Origin of the sequence: Streptomyces aureoversilis (genome assembly GCF_042657885.1) — a bacterium.
In the GTDB taxonomy this organism is placed as follows: Bacteria; Actinomycetota; Actinomycetes; order Streptomycetales; family Streptomycetaceae; genus Streptomyces; species Streptomyces aureoversilis.
Window position 1 is genome coordinate 93,825 of record NZ_JBHSKJ010000019.1, and the last position, 22,278, is coordinate 116,102.

The 22,278-nt window shown below is 73.7% G+C and carries 16 protein-coding genes; 9 read left to right on the plus strand and 7 right to left on the minus strand.

Features of this window, described 5'->3' with window-relative positions:
• Positions 1–114 precede the first annotated feature (114 nt).
• The 7 genes from ACFPP6_RS28155 (at position 115) to ACFPP6_RS28185 (ending at position 9,732) form a co-directional block, all read left to right on the plus strand.
• Positions 115–1,356: an ATP-grasp domain-containing protein gene (locus ACFPP6_RS28155; protein WP_382048029.1), complete on the plus strand. Its 1,242-nt coding sequence runs from the start codon at positions 115–117 to the stop codon at positions 1,354–1,356.
• Positions 1,353–3,101: an IucA/IucC family protein gene (locus tag ACFPP6_RS28160; RefSeq protein ID WP_382048032.1), complete on the plus strand. Its 1,749-nt coding sequence runs from the start codon at positions 1,353–1,355 to the stop codon at positions 3,099–3,101. Before ACFPP6_RS28155 ends, ACFPP6_RS28160 begins: the two co-directional genes overlap by 4 nt.
• A complete protein-coding gene (locus ACFPP6_RS28165; protein ID WP_382048035.1) occupies positions 3,098–4,297 on the plus strand; it encodes an MFS transporter in 1,200 nt (399 codons plus the stop codon). Before ACFPP6_RS28160 ends, ACFPP6_RS28165 begins: the two co-directional genes overlap by 4 nt.
• Positions 4,298–6,025 (plus strand): IucA/IucC family protein, encoded by a 1,728-nt coding sequence (locus tag ACFPP6_RS28170; protein WP_382048038.1) that lies wholly within the window; start codon positions 4,298–4,300, stop codon positions 6,023–6,025.
• Positions 6,022–7,242: an alanine racemase gene (locus ACFPP6_RS28175; protein ID WP_382048041.1), complete on the plus strand. Its 1,221-nt coding sequence runs from the start codon at positions 6,022–6,024 to the stop codon at positions 7,240–7,242. Before ACFPP6_RS28170 ends, ACFPP6_RS28175 begins: the two co-directional genes overlap by 4 nt.
• Before the next feature lie 225 nt (positions 7,243–7,467).
• Positions 7,468–9,333, plus strand: a complete 1,866-nt coding sequence (gene asnB / locus ACFPP6_RS28180) for an asparagine synthase (glutamine-hydrolyzing) (RefSeq protein ID WP_382048044.1) — start codon at positions 7,468–7,470, stop codon at positions 9,331–9,333.
• 27 nt (positions 9,334–9,360) lie between these two features.
• A complete protein-coding gene (locus ACFPP6_RS28185) occupies positions 9,361–9,732 on the plus strand; it encodes a GntR family transcriptional regulator (RefSeq protein WP_382048047.1) in 372 nt (123 codons plus the stop codon).
• Positions 9,733–9,988: 256 nt separating this feature from the next.
• Here ACFPP6_RS28185 and ACFPP6_RS28190 read toward each other — a convergent pair whose 3' ends face one another.
• Positions 9,989–11,137, minus strand: coding sequence for a DUF5925 domain-containing protein (locus tag ACFPP6_RS28190; protein WP_382048050.1), 1,149 nt, complete (start codon positions 11,135–11,137; stop codon positions 9,989–9,991).
• 134 nt (positions 11,138–11,271) lie between these two features.
• On the opposite strand from ACFPP6_RS28190, the gene ACFPP6_RS28195 reads away from it, so the two are divergent.
• On the plus strand, positions 11,272–12,669 hold the full coding sequence (locus ACFPP6_RS28195) for a xylan 1,4-beta-xylosidase (RefSeq protein WP_417802174.1): 1,398 nt from the start codon (positions 11,272–11,274) through the stop codon (positions 12,667–12,669).
• Between the two features lie 30 nt (positions 12,670–12,699).
• On the opposite strand, the gene ACFPP6_RS28200 is transcribed toward ACFPP6_RS28195, so the two are convergent.
• From ACFPP6_RS28200 to ACFPP6_RS28225, 6 genes are all read right to left on the minus strand, one after another.
• Complete coding sequence (locus ACFPP6_RS28200; protein ID WP_382048056.1) at positions 12,700–16,476, minus strand: lipopolysaccharide biosynthesis protein; 3,777 nt, start codon at positions 16,474–16,476, stop codon at positions 12,700–12,702.
• Positions 16,469–17,269 (minus strand): polysaccharide deacetylase family protein, encoded by an 801-nt coding sequence (locus ACFPP6_RS28205; RefSeq protein ID WP_382048059.1) that lies wholly within the window; start codon positions 17,267–17,269, stop codon positions 16,469–16,471. Before ACFPP6_RS28205 ends, ACFPP6_RS28200 begins: the two co-directional genes overlap by 8 nt.
• Positions 17,266–18,336, minus strand: coding sequence for a glycosyltransferase family 2 protein (locus tag ACFPP6_RS28210; protein ID WP_382048221.1), 1,071 nt, complete (start codon positions 18,334–18,336; stop codon positions 17,266–17,268). The genes ACFPP6_RS28205 and ACFPP6_RS28210 overlap by 4 nt, the downstream gene beginning before the upstream one ends.
• Before the next feature lie 2 nt (positions 18,337–18,338).
• Positions 18,339–19,148 carry a glycosyltransferase family 2 protein gene (locus ACFPP6_RS28215; RefSeq protein ID WP_382048062.1) on the minus strand — a complete coding sequence of 270 codons (810 nt, stop codon included), beginning with the start codon at positions 19,146–19,148 and terminating at the stop codon, positions 18,339–18,341.
• A 409-nt stretch (positions 19,149–19,557) separates the two neighbouring features.
• On the minus strand, positions 19,558–20,652 hold the full coding sequence (locus tag ACFPP6_RS28220) for a GNAT family N-acetyltransferase (RefSeq protein WP_382048065.1): 1,095 nt from the start codon (positions 20,650–20,652) through the stop codon (positions 19,558–19,560).
• Position 20,653: 1 nt separating this feature from the next.
• Complete coding sequence (locus ACFPP6_RS28225; protein ID WP_246430298.1) at positions 20,654–20,998, minus strand: hypothetical protein; 345 nt, start codon at positions 20,996–20,998, stop codon at positions 20,654–20,656.
• A 474-nt stretch (positions 20,999–21,472) separates the two neighbouring features.
• Here ACFPP6_RS28225 and ACFPP6_RS28230 point away from each other — a divergent pair, with 474 nt between their 5' ends.
• A complete protein-coding gene (locus ACFPP6_RS28230; RefSeq protein ID WP_382048069.1) occupies positions 21,473–22,276 on the plus strand; it encodes an SGNH/GDSL hydrolase family protein in 804 nt (267 codons plus the stop codon).
• The last annotated feature ends 2 nt before the right edge of the window (positions 22,277–22,278 follow it).

Below are 22,278 nucleotides of genomic sequence, written 5' to 3' on the forward strand. Positions count from 1 at the left end.
CCCGTTCCCCGGACCCGCCGCCGGGCCGTCACCCCTCCTCAACGGCCCGGCGGCGCCCCTCCCACGCCCCCCACGCACCACCGCCCCCCCCGCAGCCTGTCGAAAGGCGCTCCCGTGCGGCTCCACCTCCTCGCCCTGAACCCGACCGACTCCGTCACCCTCGGCTTCCTGCCCGCGGCCGCCCGCCTCGGACTCGAGGTCACCCTCCTCACCGACCAGCCCGCCGCCCACCGCCGCGCGTACGAGCAGAGCGTCGCCGACGGCGGCAAACTCCCCGAACTCTCCGTCCTCGGCTGCGACGTCACCGACTTCCGCGAGGTCGTCGCCCGGATCTCCGCGCTCGGCCGGCAGGCCCGCCCCGACGGCGTCTTCACCAACAGCGACCACCTCCAGCCCCAGGCCGCCCTGGCCGCCGACTACTTCGGCCTGCCCGGCAAGGACTGGCGCTCCGCCCTCGACGCCAAGAACAAGGCCCAGCTGCGCCGCCGCCTCGCCGAGGCCGGCGCCGACACCGTCCGCTCCGCCGAACTCGCCCCCGGCGACGAGCCGGAGGGCCTGCCCGGCCGGCTCGCGGACCTGGGCCTGCCCTTCCCCTGCGTCGTCAAGCCGCGCGAGGGCGTGGCCAGCGAGGACGTCGTGCTCGCCGAGGACGAGGCGTCCCTCGTCCGCCACTGCCACGACATCCGCACCCGCAGGCCCGGCGCCTCCCTCCTCGTGGAGGAGTACCTCGAAGGCGAGCTGCACACCCTGGAGACGCTCGGCGACGGCAGCACCCTGCACGCCCTCGCCTCCTTCCGCACCCGCCTGTCCCCGCTGCCGCACTTCATCGAGGAGCGCCTCGACCTGCTGCCCGCGCCGCCGCAGCCGCACACGGAACAGGTGCTCGCCCAGCTGCGCGCCCTCGGCGTCGGCTTCGGCGCCTGTCACACCGAGTACGTGACCCAGGGCTCCCTCGCCCGCATCATCGAGGTCAACTACCGCGCCATCGGCGACCAGTGCGACCTCGCCCTCGCCGACGCCCTCGGCGTCCCCCTCTTCGAGCACGTCCTGCGCACCCACCTGGGCGAGCCGCTGCCCGCGGACCTCGGCGCGCGACCTGACGGGCGGCTGCGCGTGGAGTATGTCTGCGCGGACCGCGGGGGTACGCTCGAAAAAGCCCCCCCGGCGAGCGACATCGAGCGCGACGGCGTACGGCTGGTCTACCGCCCGCTGCGCGGAACCGGCGAGGCGCACCCGCTCCATGGCACCAACCGCGACTACCTCGGCGTCATCAGGGCGACCGGCACCGACCAGGGCCGGATCGACCGGGAAGTCGACGCGTTCCTGGCCGCACAGCGCTGGGAGATCATGTCATGAGCCTGACCAGCACGGACGTGGTGGAGGACGACCTCCTGCAGCGCGTCCTCAGCACCCTGCTCCGCGAGGACGCCTACGGGCTGCGCCGCCACGCCCTCACCGAGCACCGCCCCGACGGCGACTGGCTCCACCTGCGCACCGCGGACGGGGCCGTCCTGCTGCCCGTAGGCCCCGACGGCTTCCAGTGCGAGGTCCGGGCGCGCGAACCGTTCGTCGAGACGGACGACGGCGTCCTCACCGGGCTGCGCCCCGTCCTCACCCGGCTGGGCGCCGCGGTGCCCCCGGAGGACCGGGCCGGCTACGACGCCTTCCTCGCCGAGTGCGAGGAGGCGCTGGCCGCCGCCCGCCTGCACGACCGCGTCCGCGACGGCGTCACCTCGCACCTGGCGGAGACCTACGGACAGCGCACCGACGGCTGGACGGGCCCGGGCGGCTCCCTCGCCTACGACACCCTCGCCGCCTACCGAGACCACCCCGTCTACCCCACCGGCCGCTCCCGCGCCGGCCTCAGTGAAGATGAACTACGCGCGTACGCGCCCGAGTTCCACCCCTCGTTCACCCTGCGCTGGCTCGCCCTCCCGCACGGTGCCGTGCGCGGCGACCGCTCGGGCCTGCCCTCCTGGTGGCCGACCCCCGCCGGGCTCGGCCTGAGCGGGCTGGACGCCACCCACGTCGCCCTGCCCGTCCACCCGCTCACCGCGGCCGGCCCCCTCGACGCGGCCCTGCGCGAGGCCGGGCTCGGCGGATCCGCCCGCTTCGCCGAGAAGCCCTGGCTGGAGGTGCTGCCCACCCTCTCCACCCGCACCGTCGCCGTCGCCGACGACCCCGCCGTCCACCTCAAACTGCCCCTCGCCACCGCGACCCTGGGCCTGCGCAACCGGCGCACCATCAAGCCCGGCACCCTCCTCGACGGCGAGACCGGCCAGCGCCTCCTCGAAGAGGTCATGGCCCACGAGCCGCGCTTCGCCGGGCGGATCCTCCTCGCCGACGAGCGCACCCACCTGCAGTCCGACCACGAACTCCTCGCCGTCCTCGCCCGCCGCTACCCCACCGGCCTGCAGGACGCCCACGTCCTTCCCGTCGCCGCGCTCCTCGCCCGCACCCCCGGCGGCTCCCTCGTCGCCGACGAACTCGCCGAGCGCTACTACGACGGCTCCCTCGCCGCCCTCCTCGACGCCTACCTCACGCTCCTCCTGGACTGGCACACCACCCTCTTCTCGTACGGCATAGGGCTCGAGTCCCACCAGCAGAACACCTCTCTCGTCCTGGACGCCCCCGGCGGCCGGATCCGGATGCGGCTGCTGCTGAAGGACAACGACGGGCCGCGCGTGCACGGCGTGCGCCTGGCCGCCCGGCTCGGCGGGGAGGCCGCCGACCTGCTGGGCTTCGACGACCGGCGCATCCTCGTGGCCGGCGACGGCCCCGTGGCCGACGTGTTCGCCACCATCACCGTCCACCTCTGCGCCGCCGCCCCCCTCTTCGAGCTCGCCCGGCTCGGCCGCGCCCCCCTCGGCGAGCTCCTCGCCCGCCTGCGCGACCGGCTCGCCGAGGCCGTCGAACGCACCGCCCGCACCGCACCCGGCGCCGCCGCCGTGCTGCGCGCCCGCGTCCTCGACGCCGACCGGCTGCCGGTCAAGGCCATGGTCACCGCCGGCACCCTGCTCACCAAGGAGCGCTCGGGCGCGGCCGACATCAACAAGCACTACGTCCAAGGGCCCAACTACCTGCGGGAAGCGGGAAGATGACGGCCGTACTCCAGGACGGCCGCACCCGCGAGGAACGGCCCGTGCTGCGCACCCGCCAGGTCCACGCCGTCGCCGCCTGCTACTTCGTCGCGTCGTTCGCCGCCCTCGGCCTGCCGCCCTACCTCACCGAGATCCTGCCCGCCCTCGGCGACCACGGCGCCCGGTGGGCCGGGCTGCTCTACATCGTCCCCACCGTCTTCGGCGCCCTCGGCGCACCCCTGTGGGGCCGGCTCGCCGACCGCTACGGCCGCAAGCGCCTCCTGCTGCGCGCCCAGTTCGGCCTCGCCCTGTCCTTCCTGCTCGCCGGGCTGGCCGACAGCCTGCCCGCCTTCGCCGCCGCCCTCGTCCTCCAGGGCGTCCTCGGCGGCACCTTCGCCGCCTCCAACGGCTACCTCGCCGCCTCCCTCGACGGCCGGCGGCTCTCGTGGGCGCTCACCCTGATGCAGGGCAGCGCCCGCCTCGCGCTCGTCGCCGCGCCCGTCGTCGTCGGCGGCCTCACGCCCTGGCTCTCCCCGCACCGCCAGTACGCGCTCCTCGCCGTGCTGCCGCTGGCCGCCGCCCTGATGCTGGCAGCCCTCCCCGAACCGCCGCCCACGGCGCCGCCCGCACCCGCCGACCCGGAGGCGGAGAGCCCGCCGCCGGGCCCGCTGCGCACCCTCTACGCCCTCGAATTCACCTTCGTCCTCGCCACCGTCATCTCCTACCCGTACCTCATCACCCTGGTCGGCGAGCGGCTGCCGGGCCTCGGCCCCTCCGCGAGCGGCGCGCTCTTCGCCCTCCCGCACGCCTGCTACCTGCTGCTGGCCAAGCCCGTCCACACCGCCGTCGCCCACCGTCCGCACCTCGGCGCCGTCACCGGCTTCGCCTGCGTGGCCGTCGCCCTCGCCGGGCACTGGGGAGCCGACACCGTCGCCTCCTTCGTGGTGCTGCGGCTGCTCCTGGGCGCCGGCATGACGCTGGGCCTGGTCAGCCTGTCCGCACTGGCCGCGGAGGCGAGCCGGGGCCGCGGGCCCGGCCGCCTCTTCGGCTCGCTGGAGTTCATATCCAAGGCCGGAGCCGTCGTCGCCGGAGCGGCAGCCGCCGCCTCCACCGGCCTCTGGGGCCCGGCCGCACCCGCCGTCGCAGGATCCGCCGTCGCCGCCCTGACGGCCGTCATCAGCACCCCCACTCTCCTCCGCACCCGCTGGAGCCGCTGAATGTCCTCCGCACCCGCCGCCGCCCTCCCCGGCGTGGCCACCGCCGACCACGTGGTCGCCCACACCCTGCTCAACTGCCTGCTCCGCGAGGTCTCCGGGCCCGAGCACCAGACCGCCGTCACCGACGGCCACCTGCTGCTGCGCCTGCCCCGCTGCGGCGTCCTGCTCCGCGTGGCGCTGCGGCGCGCCTCCCTGATCGGCGCGCACCGCTTCGCCGGCCCCGTCCGGACCCAGCGCGACGGCGCCTGGACCGAGCTGACGTGGCAGGAGCTCGCCGAGCACATCCACCGCGAGCTGGAGCTGCGCACCGGCGTCCGCAACGAGGAGTTCCTCGGCCAGGTGGCCGCCAGCCACGCCGGCGTCACCGCGGCCCTCGCCGCCCCGCGCGGCGCGGCGGGCCCCGACGCGTACATGGACTCCGAGCAGTCCCTGCTGTTCGGCCACCGCTTCCACCCCACCCCCAAGGCCCGCACCGGCGCCCCCGAGGACTGGGGCCGCTACGCCCCCGAGGCCCGCGCCCGCTTCCCCCTGCACCACCTCGCCGTGCGGCGCGAGCACGTGCGCCAGGAGGCCGCGGCCGACGGGGCCCTCGCCGCCCTCGACCGGCAGCGCCCCGTCCCCGACGGCTACCGGCTGCTGCCCGCCCACCCCTGGCAGTACGCGATGCTGCGCGAGCACCCCGTGCTGCGCGCCGCCGTCGCCCGCGGCGACGTCCTCGACCTGGGCCCCGGCGGCGAGCCCTTCGAGCCGACCGCGTCCGTGCGGACGCTCTACGACGGCCGGGACTTCCTCAAGTTCAGCCTCAACATCCGCATCACCAACTGCCTGCGCAAGAACGCCGAGTACGAGCTGAGCGGCGCCGTCGCCCTCACCCGCCTGCTGGAGCCCGTCGCCGCCGACCTCGCGGCCCGCTTCCCGGGCGCCGGCCTGCTGCGCGAACCCGCCTACCGCACCCTCGACCTCGGCAGCCGCGAACTCGCCGAGGGCTTCGGCGTCATCGTCCGCGAAGGGCTCGGCGCCCGCCTCGCCCCCGGCGTCACCGGGCTGCTGGCCGCCGCCGTCGCCGACGAGTACCCCACCGGCGGCGCCCACCTCGGCGGACTGCTGCGCGGCGGCGGCCGCGCGGAGGCCCTCGCCTGGTGGAAGGCCTACCTCGCGCTGCTCGTCCCGCCGGTGCTCGCGGCCTACTTCGACCACGGCGTCGTCCTCGAACCCCACCTGCAGAACGTCGTCCTCGGCGTCGGCGCCGACGGGACGCCCCGACAGGTCCTCTTCCGCGACCTGGAGGGCACCAAGCTGCTCCCCGGCCACCACGCCGCGGCCCTCGCGGAGCTCCCCGCGGACGTGGCCCGGCCCCTGACGTACGACCGCGAACGCGGCTGGGACCGCGTCGTGTACTGCCTGATCGTCAACCACGTCGCCGAGATGCTCGCCGCCCTCGCCGACCGCCACCCCCGCCTCGAACCCGAGCTGTGGACCGCCGTCCGCCGCGTCCTCGCCGACCGCGCCGCCGCCCACGGCAACCCCCCGCTGCTGCGCGCCCTCGTCGCCGGGGTGCCGCTGCCCGCCAAGGCCAACCTGCTCACCCGCTGGGAGCGCAAGGCCGACCGGGACGCCGGCTACGTGCGCATCTCCTCGCCGCTGGTGCCGGACCTGCTGTCCGCCTTCACCACGGCCGCCCTCACCCCGGCCGCCCGCACCGAGACCACCTGGAGCGCCGCACAGTGATCCTTCCCCGTGTCGCCCGGCACGCCGCCGGCCTGCCCGGCGGGGAACTGCCCGCCTACGTCTACGACCTGGCGGCCCTGGCCGGGCACGCCGCCGAGGTGCGCGCGGCCCTGCCGCCGGGGACGGAGCTGTACTACGCGGCCAAGGCCAACCCCGCCCCCGAGCTCCTGCAGGCCCTCGCCCCGCACGTCAGCGGCTTCGAGGTCGCCTCCGGCGGCGAACTGGCCCACGTCCGCAAGGCCGTCCCCGGCCTGCCGCTCGCCTTCGGCGGCCCCGGCAAGACCGAGCCCGAACTGCGGCTCGCCCTCGACCTGGGGACCGAGCGCATCCACGTGGAGAGCGAGAGCGAACTGCGGCTGCTCGCCGCCCTGGCCGCCGAACGCCCCGGCGCGGCGCCGGTGGACGTCCTGCTGCGCGTCAACCTGCCCGTGAGCGAGGGCGAGGGCGACGGCGAGAGCCGCGCCGGGCACGGCGAGCTGGCCGGCGCGGCCCTGGCCATGGGCGGCCGGCCCAGCCCCTTCGGCCTCGACCCGCGCCGCGCCGAGGCGTGCCTGCCCCTGCTGCGCGGCACCCGGCTGCGGCTGCGCGGCATCCACGCCCACCTGGCCAGCGGGCTCCCCGCGCCCGCCCTGCTCGCCGTCGCCGCCCGCGTCACGGCCTGGGCGCGCGAGCTGGACACCGGGCACGGCCTCGGCCTGGACGAGGTGAACGTGGGCGGCGGCATGGCCGTCGACTACGCCCGCCCGCACACCCGCTTCGACTGGGCCGCCTACGGAGCGGGCCTCGCCGAACTCGCCGCCGCACACCCCGGCTACACCCTGCGCATCGAGCCCGGCCGCGCGCTGGCCGCCTACTGCGGCTGGTACGTCACCGAGGTCCTCGACGTCCGGCACAGCCACGGCGAGGCGTTCGCGGTCGTCCGCGGCGGCACCCACCACATGCGCACCCCCGCGGCCAAGGGGCACGACCACCCCTTCACGGTGCTGTCCGTCGACACCTGGGAGCGCCCCTGGCCGCGCCCGGCCGCCCTGGACGAACCGGTCACCCTCAGCGGGCAGTTGTGCACCCCGAAGGACGTCCTCGCGCGGGCGGTCCCGGTCGCCGAGCTGCGGGCGGGGGACCGGATCGCCTTCGCGATGGCGGGCGCGTACGCCTGGAACATCTCGCACCACGAGTTCCTGATGCACCCGGCGCCCGCCTTCCGCTTCCTGTCCTGAGCGCGTCCCGGGCGGCGGGCCCGCGATCGGGCGGCGGGGTGCGGGAGTTGGCCGGTTCCCACTGGTTTCCCGGCGTTTTACTCCTACATGGATGGTGAATGCATCTATATGGGCGTACCGTGATCCCCGCGGACCCCGCCGCCCCCGAGGCGGGGCCCGCACCCCACGGGGGAGCAGCCGTCCCCGGGCACCCGGGGCGGCCTACCGAAAGGGGAGAACGCAACGATGTGCGGGATCACCGGATGGATCTCCTACGACCAGGACCTCACCGCCCTCACGACGGCGCGCGGCACGCTCGACGCGATGACGCACACCATGGCCTGCCGCGGACCCGACGCCGGCGGCACCTGGCTCGACACCCACGCCGCCCTCGGCCACCGCCGCCTCGCCGTCATCGACATCGAGGGCGGCGCCCAGCCCATGCGCGTCGAACGCGACGGCCGCACCCTGCTCGTCACCACCTACAGCGGCGAGGTCTACAACTACCGCGAGCTGCGGGCCGAGCTGGAGAGCCGCGGGCACGCCTTCCGCACCAGCAGCGACACCGAGGTCGTCCTGCACGCCTACCTCGAATGGGGCGAGGACTTCACCGAGCGCCTCAACGGCATGTACGCCTTCGCCCTGTGGGACCCGCGCACCGAGGAACTCCTCCTCGTCCGCGACCGCATGGGCATCAAGCCGCTGTACTACCACCCCACCCCCGACGGCGTCCTCTTCGGCTCCGAGCCCAAGGCCGTCCTCGCCCACCCCGCCGTACGCCCCGCCGTCGACGCCGAAGGCCTCGCCGAGCTCATCGCCTTCACCAAGACCCCCGGCCACGCCGCCTACAAGGGCATGTACGAGCTGCCCCCCGGCCACACCGCCCGCATCCGCCGCGGCGGCCTGATCCTGCGCCGCTACTGGGCCCTGGAGGCCCGCGAGCACACCGACGACCTCAAGACCACCGTCCGCCACGTGCGCGACCTGCTCGACGACATCGTCGGCCGCCAGCTCATCGCCGACGTCCCCCTGTGCACCCTGCTCTCCGGCGGCCTCGACTCCTCCGCCATCACCGCCCTCGCCGCCAAGGGCCTCGCCGACGCCGGAGCCGGCCCCGTCCGCTCCTTCTCGGTCGACTTCACCGGCCACACCGAGAACTTCCGCCCGGACCCCCTGCGGCCCACCCCCGACGGCCCCTACGCCCACGCCCTCGCCGCCCACGTCGCCTCCCACCACTCCGACATCGTCCTCGACGCCGCCGACCTGATGGCCAAGGCCAACCGCGACGCCGTCATCGCCGCCCGCGACATGCCCATCAGCGGCTTCGGCGACGGCGACGTCTCCCTCTACCTGCTCTTCAAGGCCATCCGCGAACAGTCCACCGTCGCCCTGTCCGGCGAGTCCGCCGACGAGGTCTTCGGCGGCTACTCGTGGTTCCACAACCCCGACCACGTGCACGCCGGCACCTTCCCCTGGGCCTCCGCCGGAGCCGCCGACCGCTTCGCCGGCGAGCACAGCGGAGGCCGCTCCGCCCTCCTCGACCGCGGCCTCCTCGCCAAGCTCGACCTCGCCGGCCACGAGGACACCCGCTACCGCGAAGCCCTGGCCGAAGTGCCCCGCCTGCCCGGCGAGACCGGCCTGGAACGCCGCATGCGCGAGATCGGCTACCTGCACCTGACCCGCTTCGTCCAGCTCCTCCTCGACCGCAAGGACCGGGCCAGCATGGCCGTCGGCCTGGAGGTCCGCGTCCCCTTCTGCGACCACCGCCTCGTCGAGTACGTCTTCAACACCCCCTGGGCCATGAAGACCTTCGACGGCCGGGAGAAGTCCCTCCTGCGCGCCGCCACCCGCGACCTCCTGCCGGACGTCGTCGCCGATCGCGTCAAGAGCCCCTACCCCAGCATCCAGGACCCCCGCTACGCCGCCGCCCTGCGGGCCGAGCTCTCCCGGGTCCTCGCCGACGAGGACGCGCCCGTACGGCCCCTGCTCGACACCGCGGCCGTCGCCGACTCCCTCGCCGACGACGCCGGCGAGTCCTTCCGCTCCGCCACCGAACTCGTCCTCAACCTGGACACGTGGCTGCGCACGCACGACACCGCGCTGGAGCTGTAGCCGCGGGAGAAGCGGTAGAGTCCGAGCGTGGCCCTGAAGATCACCGTCGACCCGGACGCGGCCGAGCCGCCCTACGAGCAGATCCGCGCCCGGATCGCCGAACGCGCCCGCTCCGGCGAACTCCCCGGCGGCTACAAGCTCCCGACGGTGCGCGGCTTCGCCGAGGAACTGGGCCTCGCCGCGAACACCGTCGCCAAGGCCTACCGCGCACTGGAGGCCGACGGGATCATCGAGACGCGGGGGCGCAACGGCACGTTCGTCGCCGCGCCCGGCGACACGGCGGCGCGCGAGGCCGCGGCCGCGGCCGCCGCCTTCGCGCAGCGCGCGCACCGCCTGGGCCTGGACCACGAGGCGGCCCGCGCCGCAGCGGAAGAAGCCCTCCGCGCGGTCTACGGTTAGGCCACCCGGGCCGACGACCGGCACGGCACCGCCGGGCCACGCCGTCGTGGCCTGCCGCCGCTGCGGCGGACAGAGAGAGCGTGCGGCCGGCTGGGGGAGGTGCCGACGAAGGCCGGGCCTCCGCCACGGCGCATCGCCGCCACGACAAGGGCCCGCCGAAGACCCCCGCCGCAGCGGCGCTCAGCCACCGCGTGGCGGACCGGCGGTGCCGGAACCACCCCGGCCGGAGGCCATGAGGCGTGTCAAGGCGGGGGCGTCACAGATACAACCCCGCATCCGCCCCGTCGTGCTGCGGTGGCACCGACGCCGGCCCGCTGCCGCGCCGCAAGGCGAACAGCTCCGCGAGCGTCGCGCCCTCGCGGCCCACTCCCTGGTCCGTGCCCAGCCAGCCCACGGCTTCCGCGCGGCTGAGCGGGCCCACCTCGATGCGGGCCAGGCAGCGGCCCGGCCGCACCACGGCGGGGTGCAGCCGCTCCAGGTCCTCGTTGGTGGTGACGCCGACGAGGACGTTGCGGCCCTGCCCGAGCAGCCCGTCCGTGAGGTTCAGCAGCCGCGACAGGGCCTGGCCCGCCGTGTGCTTGGCCTCGCCGCGGATCAGCTCGTCGCAGTCCTCCAGGAGCAGCAGCCGCCAGCGGCCCTTGGAGCCGCCGTCGTCCTCGCCGATGGCGATGTCCATCAGATAGCCGACGTCGTTGAAGAGCCGCTCGGGGTCCAGCACGCAGTCCACCTGGCACCAGTCCCGCCAGGACCGCGCGAGCGTGCGCAGGGCGGAGGTCTTCCCGGTGCCGGGCGGGCCGTGCAGGAGGAGCAGCCGGCCCGCGATGTCATCCGGGGTGATCTTCATCAGCCGGTCCATGGCGTCCGCGACGCGCGCGGTGTAGTTGGGCCGGACCTCCTCCCACGTGCCGGCGGAGATCTGGCGGGTCGTCCGGTGCGGGCCGCGCCGCGGCGAGACGTACCAGAAGCCCATGGTCACGTGCTCGGGCTGCGGCTCGGGCTCGTCCTCCGCGCCCTCCACGGCCTGGCTGAGCACCTTCTTGGCCAGTTCGTCGCTGATGGCCGTGACGGAGACGTCCGCACCCCGGTTCCAGCGGGAGATCAGCAGCGTCCAGCCGTCGCCCTCGGCCAGGGTCGCGCTGCGGTCGTCGTCGCGTGCGGAGCGCACCACGTGGCCCGCGGGCGGCAGGAGCGTGGCCCCGGACTTCACGCGGTCCACGGAGCGGCTGTGCGCGTACGGCTGCTCGCCGGTGGCGAACCGGCCCAGGAAGAGGGCGTCGATGACGTCGGACGGCGAGTCGCTGTCGTCCACGTTGAGACGGATGGGCAGCGATTTCTCGGTCGGAGTGAAGTCCGGGTCGGTGGGCAGGGCCTGCCTCCTGGCGCTGGGTCGGCGGTCGGCACACATGGGCCCATGATCCGGCACGGAGAGCCCTTGCGCACCCAGGTTTTCCCCTGTTTCACGACCGGATCCGCAACACCCGTCCACGTTCGCCCGGAAGGCGCCGCACATCGTTTCGGCCGCGGATACGCTTGCCCGTGATGGGACGACGTGGTGTGAGTCGGACGTTTTGGCAGGCCGGGTGGCGGCGGGCCGGGCGGTGGCGGTTCGCCGTGCTGCTGCTCGCGGCCGGCGCGGTCGCGCTCGCCCTGCTGCTCGTCCTCTGGACGACCGGCCGGCAGACGGGAGGGGATGGTTGGCCGGACGGCGCGAACGGGGACAGAGAGGCGCTCGAGCTCGGCTGGGGCTTCACCCACACCCAGTACAGCGCCGACCGCGGCGACGACGCCGCCCGGCGGACCGCGGCCGGGCTGCTCACCGGCTCCCGCATGCCGCAGAACCAGCACATCATGGGCTGGGGCGTAGACAACCCCGAGCCGAGGCCCGGTGTGTACAACTTCGGTGATCTCGACCGCCGCGTCGCCCACATGCGCAGGACCGGCCGGACCCCCGTGCTCACCCTGTGCTGCGCGCCCGACTGGATGAAGGGCGGCGGGGAGCGCACCGACTGGTCGCTGAAGTCCCTGGAGAAGGCGCCCGACCGCGCCCACTACAAGGACTTCGCCAAGCTGGCCGGCGTCATCGCCAAGCGCTATCCGGACGTTCGTCATTTCATCGTCTGGAACGAGTTCAAGGGCTTCTACGACGACGGCCGCAACCGCTGGAACTACGAGGGCTACACCGAGCTGTACAACCTGGTCCACGCGGAGCTGAAGAAGCAGAACAGGGCCAACCTCGTCGGCGGCCCGTACATCAGCATGGACAGCAATCCGCCCGGCTCCTCCTCCAACGCCTCGTCCCTGCGCGGGCCCTGGGGCTCGGTCGACCAGCGGGCCGTCGACGCCCTCAAGTACTGGAACGCCCACAAGAGGGGCGCCGACTTCCTCGTCGTCGACGGTGCCAGCTACACCCGCGAGGACAGCAAGCTCTTCCCCGACGAGTTCGCCGCGACCCGCAAGTTCGCCGACGTGACCACGTGGCTGCGCAAGACCTTCGACCTGCCGGTGTGGTGGTCCGAGTGGTACGTGGAGCCCGCCGACGCCAACGACGACCGCAAGTCCTGGACCGAGCCGCACCGCACCGCCGTCCACGCCACGACGCTGATGCACTTCGCCCGGTCGGGCGTCTCCACGGCCTTCTACTGGAACCCGGAGAAGACGGGCGAGGACTGCCCCGGCTGTCTGTGGCGCAGCACCGAACTGAAGGACGGCGGGGGCGGGCTGCCCATGCTGGACCTGCTGTCCCGTTTCGGGAAGGCCTTCCCGCCCGGCGCGCAGCTGCGCACCCCGGAGGTCACGGGGGACAACCGCGACGCCGTGGCCGCCCTCGCCTCGGGCAGCACCGTCCTCGTCGTCAACATGCAGGACCGCCGGCTGACCGTCGAGGTCGACGGCGACAGCCTGGACCTCGCGCCCAACGAGATCCGCTGGACCGGCTGACCCCCGCCGGAACGGGCTACGGCGCCCGCTTCACGACATCGTCGCGAAGCGGTGCACCAGCGACGCCAGCAGGACCAGCAGCAGCGGCAGCGCGAACCAGTACGACCCCTGCAGCCAGCGCAGCTGACGCACCCCCGGCCGGGCCACGACCCGCAGCACCTCCCGCGCCGCCAGCAGCACCAGCAGCGCCACGGCCGCCAGACCGCCGATCACCGACACCGGCGTCCACGTCACCCGGGGGCCCGCCGGGCCCGGCCGGGGCTGCGGGGCCTCACCCGCCGGCCTGTCCTTCAGCTCGTACAAGGCCGCATCGTCGTTGACGAGCACGCGCCGCAGCTCCGGCCGGCCGTCCAGCGTGAACCGCATCCGGGAGTCCCAGTCCGCCGCATAGCCTGCGTCGAGTTCGAGATAGACCGACTGGCCACGGTTGACCATCAGATACGCCCGGGGACCGGCCTTGCGGAGCGCGGTGACCAGATCGTCCACGCGGGCCGGATCACGCGGGGCGAGCGTCGCGTCGTAGTGCACCCGCTCCATGTCCCGGGCTCCCCACGGCATGGCGGGGGTGACGTTCTTCGAGGGGTCGCTGCTCATCCACAGCAGCCGTACGGTCGGCTCGTCGTGCGCGTACACGTAGTCCATCGCGGCGACCTCGCCGGGCCGCACCCGCTCGAAGGACTCGTTGCCCCAGCGGGCCACCAGGAAGCCGAAGATCAGGACCAGGCCCGCCAGCAGCGCGGCCACCGGCGCGAGGACCGGGCGGCCGGGCCGCTCCGTGGCCTGCGGGAACAGCGCGAGCGCCGCCAGGACGCACGCGCCCGGCAGGGCGAAGAGGAAGACCCGCAGGGCCACCTCGCCGCCGTAGGACTGCATGCCGAAGGCCAGGAAGGGCACCCCGGTCAGCACCAGCAGGGCCACGTCGCCGATCCCCGCACGGCGGCGGCGCCACCAGCCGATCGCGGCGAAGGACAGCACCCCGCCCGCGAGCACCACCCGGGCGTAGAGCACCAGCTTGTGGACGGGGCTGCCGCCCTCGATCCGGCCCGACACCGACGAGGAGACATTGCCGCCCAGGGAGCCCAGGCCGCCGAACAGCTCGTCGAAATGGCCCGACCAGTAGGGCTCCGCCAGGAAGCCCACCCACACGATCAGCATCACCCCGCACAGCAGCGGCAGCCCGCGCAGCGTGGAGCGGCGGGTGACCACCAGGGCGGTCAGCACCCCCAGCATCACGAACGGCGTCAGCTGGTGGCTGGCCACCGACGCCGCGAACAGCACGATGACCACGGCCAGCAGCGCGCCCTGCGCCCTCCGGCCGGCCGGCTGCGGCTCCGCCTCGCCCGGGAGCAGCGTGCCGCGCAGCTGCCGGGGCCAGCGGAACCACACCAGCAGCACCGCGGCGAACAGCAGGTAGAAGAAGTAGTTGAGCGCCTGGGGCGAGAAGTAGTCCTGCCCCACCCAGCCGCACAGCACGAACAGCCAGGCCGCCGTCCACTTCGCCCGCCACCCCGCGCGCACGGCCCGCAGCAGCAGCGCGAGCGGCGCCAGGCACAGCAGCTGGATCGCCGTCGGCCACCAGCGCAGCACCTCGGTGAGGTCGCTCACGCCGGCCGCCTTCGCGGCGAACGCCATCAGGGCGAAGAAGCCGGGCCAGCTCCAGCGGGCGTCCAGGTCCGGCGCCGCCACGCCCGTGCGGTCGATGAAGTCCAGGAAGCCCAGGTGCTGCCAGGCCGTCGCGAAGCGCGGCTGGTCCTCCAGCACCGCAGGCAGGGCGTGCAGGGAGATCACCGTCAGCAGCAGCACGGCCGTGAGCAGCCGGCGCCGCTGCCCGTCCAGCCGCAGCGCGGCCACGAAGGAGACGACCAGCAGCGCCGCGCCCGCCAGCGTCGCCGCGGGCAGCACGGAGACCAGGCCGAGCCCGCCCATGCGGTCCAGCACCAGCTCGCCGACGCCCACCAGCGGCAGCCAGTACAGCGTGAGGGCGGCCGCGAGCAGCAGCCAGACCATCGCCTCGGGGCCGCTCCACCACGGCGCCGGGCCCAGGGGAGCGGAGGCCTTCCCCTGCGCGGCCTTCTCGTGCGCGGGCTTGTCCTGTGCGGCCTTCTCCCGTGCGGGCGCCGCGACGGGCTGCTCGGAGGCCGCCTGGGACGCGGCCGGGGAGACGGAGTGGGACACGACGACTGCCTCCGGGGTGTGCCGGAGATCAGGGCGCCTCTCCAAGTGGTCGAAGTCCAGCCGCACGCCCAGCGGCATCGTGTCGGCGTCGAGCGCGGCGCGCAGCGCCCAGCGGGTGCCGTAGGCGCCGCCGTCTCTCTCCCCGGGCTCCTGCTCGCCCTCACCTCCTAAGCCACGGGTGATGCCGTGCCGGGCCCCGCGCCGGAGCCCGCGGGGCTCGGTGCGCGGGGCGTCTCGCCGGTCACCGCGGACCGCCAGGTCGGCCAGATCGCCGTCCGGAGCCACGTCGGGGGCGTAGGCCGCGGGCTCCGGCCGGGCCGCGCGCAGTATCCGGCGGAGCTTGACCGCCGAGATGGAGACGATGACGGCCAGGCTGCAGATCTCGGCCACCCCCGCACCCGTGAGCCCCATGCGCGGCAGGAGCACCAGCGTCAGCCCCAGCACCAGCACGCACAGCAGCCCCTGGAGATAGGCCAGTCCGGCCGTCCGGCTCTGCGCCCGCAGCACCGCGAAGTAGACCTCCATCACCACGCGCAGCGCCGCGCCCACCGCGAACCAGCGCAGCAGCGGAGTGGCCGCCTGGGCGTAGCCGGGGCCGAAGACGCGCAGGATGTACGGCGCGAGGAGGAACAGCAGCAGACAGACCGGCACCATGATCGTGGCCATCCGGCGCAGCGCCGCCCGGCAGTTCTCCGCCAGCCGCGCCGGGTCGTGCGAGCCCTCCACCGTCAGCGACGCGCCCATGTTGATGGCGAGCAGGTTGACCGTGCCGCCGATGGTGGTGGTGATGTAGAAGTACGCGTTGTCCTCGGAGCTGACCTGGGAGGCGATGATCACCGGCACCAGGTAGACCACGGCCAGGGAGAACAGCGACCCCGTGTAGTCCCCGGCGAGGAAGCGGCCCATCTCCCGGTACGAGGCCGGCCGCGCGACCGCTTCCGTGGCGGCCACGTGCCGGGGCACCAGACGGCGGAAGACCAGCCAGCCCAGCGGCAGCACCGACACGGCGATCGAGACCACCCACGACACGAACACGCCGGAGGTGGGCAGCGTCGCCGCCAGCGCCACCAGCAGGGCGAGCTTCACGGCCGAGAAGACGGTGTTGCCCACCGGGACCCACAGGGCGCGGCGCAGGCCGGTCAGCACTCCGTCCTGCAGGGTGAGCACCGACCAGGCGATGACGGCGGCGACGAATCCCAGGCCGTTGAGCGAGCCGTTCAGGAAGTGGTACGAGGGCCCCCAGGAGCCCAGGGTGAGCAGGAAGACGCACGCCGCGGACGCGACGAGCAGCGAGCTGCCCGCGTACGTCCGGAAGACGAGCTTGCCCGTCGTCCGCCCGGCGACCGGGATGAACCGCGCAAGCCCCCCGGTCAGGGTCACCGCGGTGAGCCCCGCCAGGAGCTTCATCGCGGCGATGGCCGCCGAGCCCTGGCCGACCGCCTCCTCCGTGTAGTACCGGGCGGCGATCAGCCAGTACCCGAGCCCGAGGACGGCGCTGATGCCCGTGTTGAGCATCAGCGCGAAGGCGTTGCGGAACAGCGGGCTGCCGCCGCCCCGCCCCGGCAGCCGCAGCCTGCGGCCGGCCGGTCCCTCCGTCTCCCGCTCCTCGGTTCGGGTGGACGTGTCAGACACGGGTTTCGGTTGCCTTCCTGACGACCTGACGGGTTCTGCGGTAGAGGGCGTAGCCCTTGGTGAGCGTCCGGTCCCGGGCGAAGATCCGCCCCACGCCCCGGCCCTCCACGAGCCGCTCGAACTCGGCGATGCCCGTCGAGCGCCGCACCGTCACCCGCTCCAGGGCGTAGGGCCCCTGGGGCCGGGCGGCCAGGCCGTTGCCCACCGCCAGGGAGATGCCGAAGCCCGCCGCCCGCACGATGCGGCGGACCCTGCGGCTGGAGTACCCGTAGGGGTAGGCGAAGGAGACCGGTGCGCGCCCCAGCTCCGTGGCCAGCACCTCGCGGCACTTCAGCACCTCGAACCACAGCTGGTCGTCCGGGAGCTGGTCCAGCTCCGGGTGCGTGTGGCTGTGCCCGCCGATCTCCATTCCCGAGGCCGCCAGCTCCTTGACCTGGCCCCAGCTCAGCATCAGATCGAGCGCGCCCCCGGTGTCGTGCGGGCCGCGGAGCCAGCCGGTGGAGGCGAACAGCGTGGCGCGGAAGCGGTGCTCCGCCAGCGCGGGCAGGGCGTGCCGGTGCACGCCCTCGTAGCCGTCGTCGAACGTGATCAGCACCGGCTTCCGGGGCAGCCCGGAGCCGGAGCGCCACGCCGTGGCCAGCTCCTCGGCCGTCAGCGGGTGGAACCCGCGGTCGGCCAGGAGCCGCATCTGCCGCGCGAACGCGTGCGGCGAGACCGACAGACCGTAGGTGGCGCGCGCAGGAGCGTGCGCCACCGCGTGGTACATCAGTATCGGGACCCGGGACGCGCTCATGCGCCGGCCTCCTCTGCCGGAGGTCTCGGCCCGGCCGGCTCCTGTGTCGCCGCCACCGCGTACCGGCTGCCGCTGCGGCGGGCCCGGAGGGTGCCCACCGCATAGCCCCCGGCCGCGGCCGTCACCCCGGCCAGGATCGCCCCGGCCCGGCCCGCCCCGCCGGGCCTGCCCAGCAGGGCGTCGCGCACCCCCCGGGCGACCCCGGCGGGAAGCACCCGCGTGGTGTACCGGCGCTCCGAGGCCAGTCCGGCCTGCGCCCCCACGCTCTGCGACACCAGGGCCTTGGACAGGCCCTCGGCGTACGAGCGGGTCCACAGGTAGCGGAAGCGCTCGCGGGCCGCGGGCACCCGGTGGTGGATGACCGACCGGTCGTCGATCAGCAGCACCGCCTCGGGCATGGCCCGGGTCAGCCGGATGCACAGCTCCGTCTCCTCGCAGCCCAGCGGCAGCCGGTCGCCGTCGCGGCCGATGCCGCAGGCGAACCCGCCGGCCAGCTCGAAGGCCGACCGGCGGAAGGAGGCGTTGCCCCCGAGGACGTTGCGGACCCGCACCCTGCCGGGCGGCAGCCCCCGGTACGTACAGCCGACGGCCCAGTCGAACTCCTCGGGGAACCAGGCGGGCCGCCGCCGGGACTCCCACACCGGCTGGGTGCGGCCGCCCACGGCCATCACCCGCGGGTCGGCGTAGCCCTCCGCGAAGTGCCGCAGCCAGTCGCGCTCGGCGACGGCGTCGTCGTCGAGGAAGGCGATGACCTCGCCGGACGAGGCCTCGATGCCGGTGTTGCGGCCCGCGGACAGGCCGCGGGGGCCCGCGTTGGCGAGCACCCGCACCCCGTCCCCGGCACAGCCGTCGTCCCCGAAGTGCTTGGCGAGCCGCCGCAGCAGGGCCGGATTGTGGTCCACGACCACCAGGGTCTCCAGCGCGGGCCGGGACTGCTCGCGCACCGAGGCCACCGCGGCGACGATGTCGTCCCAGCGGTCCTCGGTGTACACGCAGATGACCACCGAGACCGAGGGCTCCGTGGCCGCGCCGGCGCCGTCCGCCGGGCCGGCCGGGGAAGTGGTGATCGTCAAGACACTTCCCCACGGTTGGCCGCGGGCGCGATGGCGAGCCGCTGCGGGCGCCGCCGGGTGCCGCGCTCCTGCAGGATCACTTTCAGTACGCGCAGCCCGTCGCGCACGGCCCTCAGGTTGCTGGTGCCGTGGATGCGGACGAACTCGTGGCTGGGAATCTCCTGGACGCGCAGGCCCGCCTTGACGACTCTGATGTTCATCAGGGTCTCGACCTCGAAGCCGGCGCAGTCGAGGGCGATCTCGTCCAGGCAGTGCCGCCAGAAGGCGTTGTAGCCGTAGCACAGGTCGGTGTAGCGGGCGCCGAACTTGTGGTTGACGATGGAGCAGAGCACGCGGTTGCCGAGCTTGCGGATGGGCGTCATGTCGTCCGTGCCGCCGCCGTTGGCGAAGCGCGAGCCCTTGGCGAAGTCCGCGCCGCCGACGAGCGCGGACACATAGCTGACGATCTCGTTGCCGTCGGCGGAGCCGTCGGCGTCGACCATCACGATGATCTCGCCCGTGCAGGCGGCGAAGCCGGTGATGAGGGCGTCGCCCTTGCCCTTGCCGAGCTGCCGGACCACCTTCACGTCCGGCCACAGCTGCCGTGCGACCTCGATGGTGTCGTCGGTGGAGTTGCCGTCGACGAGGACCACCTCGTGGACCCACTCCGGCAGCGTCTTGAAGACGTACGGGAGGTTCTCCGCCTCGTTCATGGCGGGGATGACGACGCTCACGGGTGGAGCTATCGCGAGATGCGACGTCACCGGGCGGTAATGGGCGGCGACCAGGGCCTCCTGATCGGCCGCCGGGCGCAGAAAAGAACTCATGGCTCGGATGTCCCTCTCGTCCGGTGGACCGCCCGCCCCGAGCGGTCCGGTGGCGTATCCGGTTCGAAAAGGGGGTACTCACCCCGCCCTGACGGCGCTCATCGCCGCATGGGCCGGGTGAGCTGGCAACGGTTGTTCGCCGCGCGGTCAACGCGAACGGCGACTCTGATCAGCCGGACGCGGCACCCCCCACCGCGCCCCGCCCCGGGCACCATCGCGACGCTTGCCCTCCCCTTGAGCCGCTTTGCATGATGGGCCGATGCGGGTGGATGTACGACGGTATTGATGGTTGAGACTGTATGGCAAGAGCTGGTGCGGTGACTCCTCCTTTGGGTGTTTTTTGTGCCCAAGTCATGCATCGTGTTGACGCTTTGCGTCGTTGACGGCGCGCGCCGGGCGCAATGCGCCCTCAGTCGCCGTGACGCAGCCTTCCGACGCGCTTGAGCAACCGGTCGGCGGGCTCGAAGAGCTCGGGCCGGGACACCACGGTGTTGCGCAGGGCCCGCACCGGCGCGCGCCGGGCCCGGTGCCCCAGCGCCACCGGGTGACGCCGCATCACCCACCCCTCCCAGACGCTTAGTTCACGCGTCTTCAGCGAATCCTTGTACGACTTGTCGCCCCGGCCGAGATCGAGATAGGCCATCCCCGCGGCAGCCGCCCCTTCCGCCATGTGCAGGTGCAGCAGCAGGCCCGGCGAGAATCTCCCGAACGCCGGGTCGTACGACGGGAACCAGCAGCAGAGCACCTGCCGCGAACGCGGCCCGAAGTGCGCCGCGACCGGCCGGCCCCCGGCGTACAGCACCGACAGCAGCCCCGCGAAGGACTCCGTCCTGGTGTGGAAGAGCTGTTCGACCAGGCGCACTATCCAGGCGCGCGCGAACCGGTCGCTGCGACCTGTTCTTCGGTACTGCGCGGACTTCCAGGCGATCAGGGTCCGCAGCATCTCCGGGTCGCGCTCGTCGTGCACGTAGCGCACTTCGCCGACGTCCCGGCCGAGCCTGCGTTCCTTGGCGAAGGTGGCGCGGAGGAACTTCGGCGACCGCTTGCGCAGGGCCGCCAGGTAGGACTCGAAGCCCTGCTCCACATCCATCACGGGCGAGCGGAACGCCCCGGAGGCGCTCAGCTCGAACGGCTTCTGCCCCTCCACCAGGTGGTCGAACTCCCACACCGAGAGCCCGCAGGCGTGCAGCAGCTCACGGGCGTCCCACTGGAAGCCGGCCCGGTGGACGAGCCCCTGGGCGTCCGAGAGCCCGAGCCCGATCGCGCGGCCCACCCCGAGGGCGGTGCGCTGGTACGGGAAGAAGCCCACGGGCTCGCCGTCCTCGCGCACCACCGCGATCCGCACCCCGGCCCGGCACCGGCCGACGGCGAGGGCGAACTCGGGTGCGAGGAAAGGATTCGCAAGCTGCGGCGAGCCGTCCTCGACCGCCGCCGCCTGCAGGGCAGACCAGGCCGCCCGGTCGGCCGCGGTGAGCTCACCGGGCCGGTACACGCTGATGTTCACCTCAGGAAGCCCGACTTTTCGCCGTGCGGCACCGGTGGTGCCGCACGTGTGCCAGCAGGAACAGGAGAAGGCTGACGGCCGCGACCGCGGCGACGCCACCCCGCACCGTCCAGGTGTGGAGCGCGAGCATGGCCTGGGCGACCAGCACGTCGACGGCGACGGCTCCGCCGGCCGCCACCACGGAGCGGCTGAGCGGATCGAGGCCGCGCAGCGCCGCCCCCACGGCGCAGGCCGGCGCGACGAGCAGGAAGAAGAGCGTGAACGGCGCACGCAGGGGTGAGCCGATGTCCGCGAGCGCCAGCACGGCGCCGACGCCCGCGATCGCCGTGGCGGCCCCGGCCGCCACGGGAAGGGAATCCCCGGCCGGCGTGCGCGCACCGCCCGGCCGGTCGGGTGCGGCCGGCGGTGCGGACGGGTCGGTGGCCGAGGCCGGATCGGACGTGCCGGAAGGTCCGGGTGGGCCGGACGGGACTGAAGAGCCGGGTGAGCCGGACGAGCCGGTGAGACCGGTGGGATCTGTGAAGCTCTGCATTGGCGACTTTGCCCCCCGAAGCGCCGGATGCCGAGGCTTCAATGTCGCGCAATCGGCGGAGCGACGTCAAGATGTGAAGGCCGTGCAAACGGCCTCCGGTTACCCGATCGGCACGGAACCGGAGTCTTTCGGTCAGATGAATACTGCACGAATATGTCGGGCCGTCAAAATGTCCCCCGCTGTCGGTGGTTGAGCGTTCATTGGCTCACATTTTTGACATGGACACTTCCGGTAGCCACGGGCTGCTGCTACCACGGGTACGGCAGAAACCCTGGTAAAGGAGGTTCCATGAAGCTGTCCCGCCTCGCGGGTTCCCTCTCCGCGATCACCCTCGCCGCCACCCTGGCCCTCACGGGGGCCGGTGCCGCCCAGGCTTCGACGAAGCCCGCAACTCCCGCCTATGTGGCGCTCGGTGACTCCTATTCGTCCGGTCTCGGAGCCGGGAGCTACTACACGAACAGCGGGGACTGTAAGCGCAGCGCCAAGTCGTACCCTGCGCTCTGGGCCGCCGCACACGCCCCCGCGAGCTTCGCCTTCGCCGCCTGCGCGGGGGCCCGAACGGGTGATGTTCTCGGCAAGCAGCTCGGCTCGCTGAACAGCTCGACCGGGCTCGTCTCGCTCAGCATCGGCGGGAACGACGCCGGCTTCGGCGACACCATGGCCACGTGTGTGCTCAACTCCGACAGCGCCTGCATCAATCGGATCAATGAAGCCCGCACATTTGTCCAGAACACCCTTCCCGGCGAACTCGACAAGGTCTATACCGCCATCAAGGGAAGAGCGCCTTCCGCTCATGTCGTCGTCCTCGGATATCCACGCTTCTACAAACTCGGCGCGAGTTGCGCCGGGCTCAGCGAGACCAAGAGGAAGGCCATCAACGCCGCGGCCGATCTGCTCAACTCCGTCATCGCCAAGCGGGTCGCCGACCACGGCTTCGCCTACGGCGACGCCGCGGCCGGCTTCGCGGGCCACGAGCTGTGCTCCGGGAGCCCCTGGCTCAACAGCGTGACCCTGCCCGTCGAGAGCTCCTACCACCCGACCGCGGATGGTCAGTCCGGCGGCTACCTGCCGGTCTTCTCCAGGGCCGCCTGACC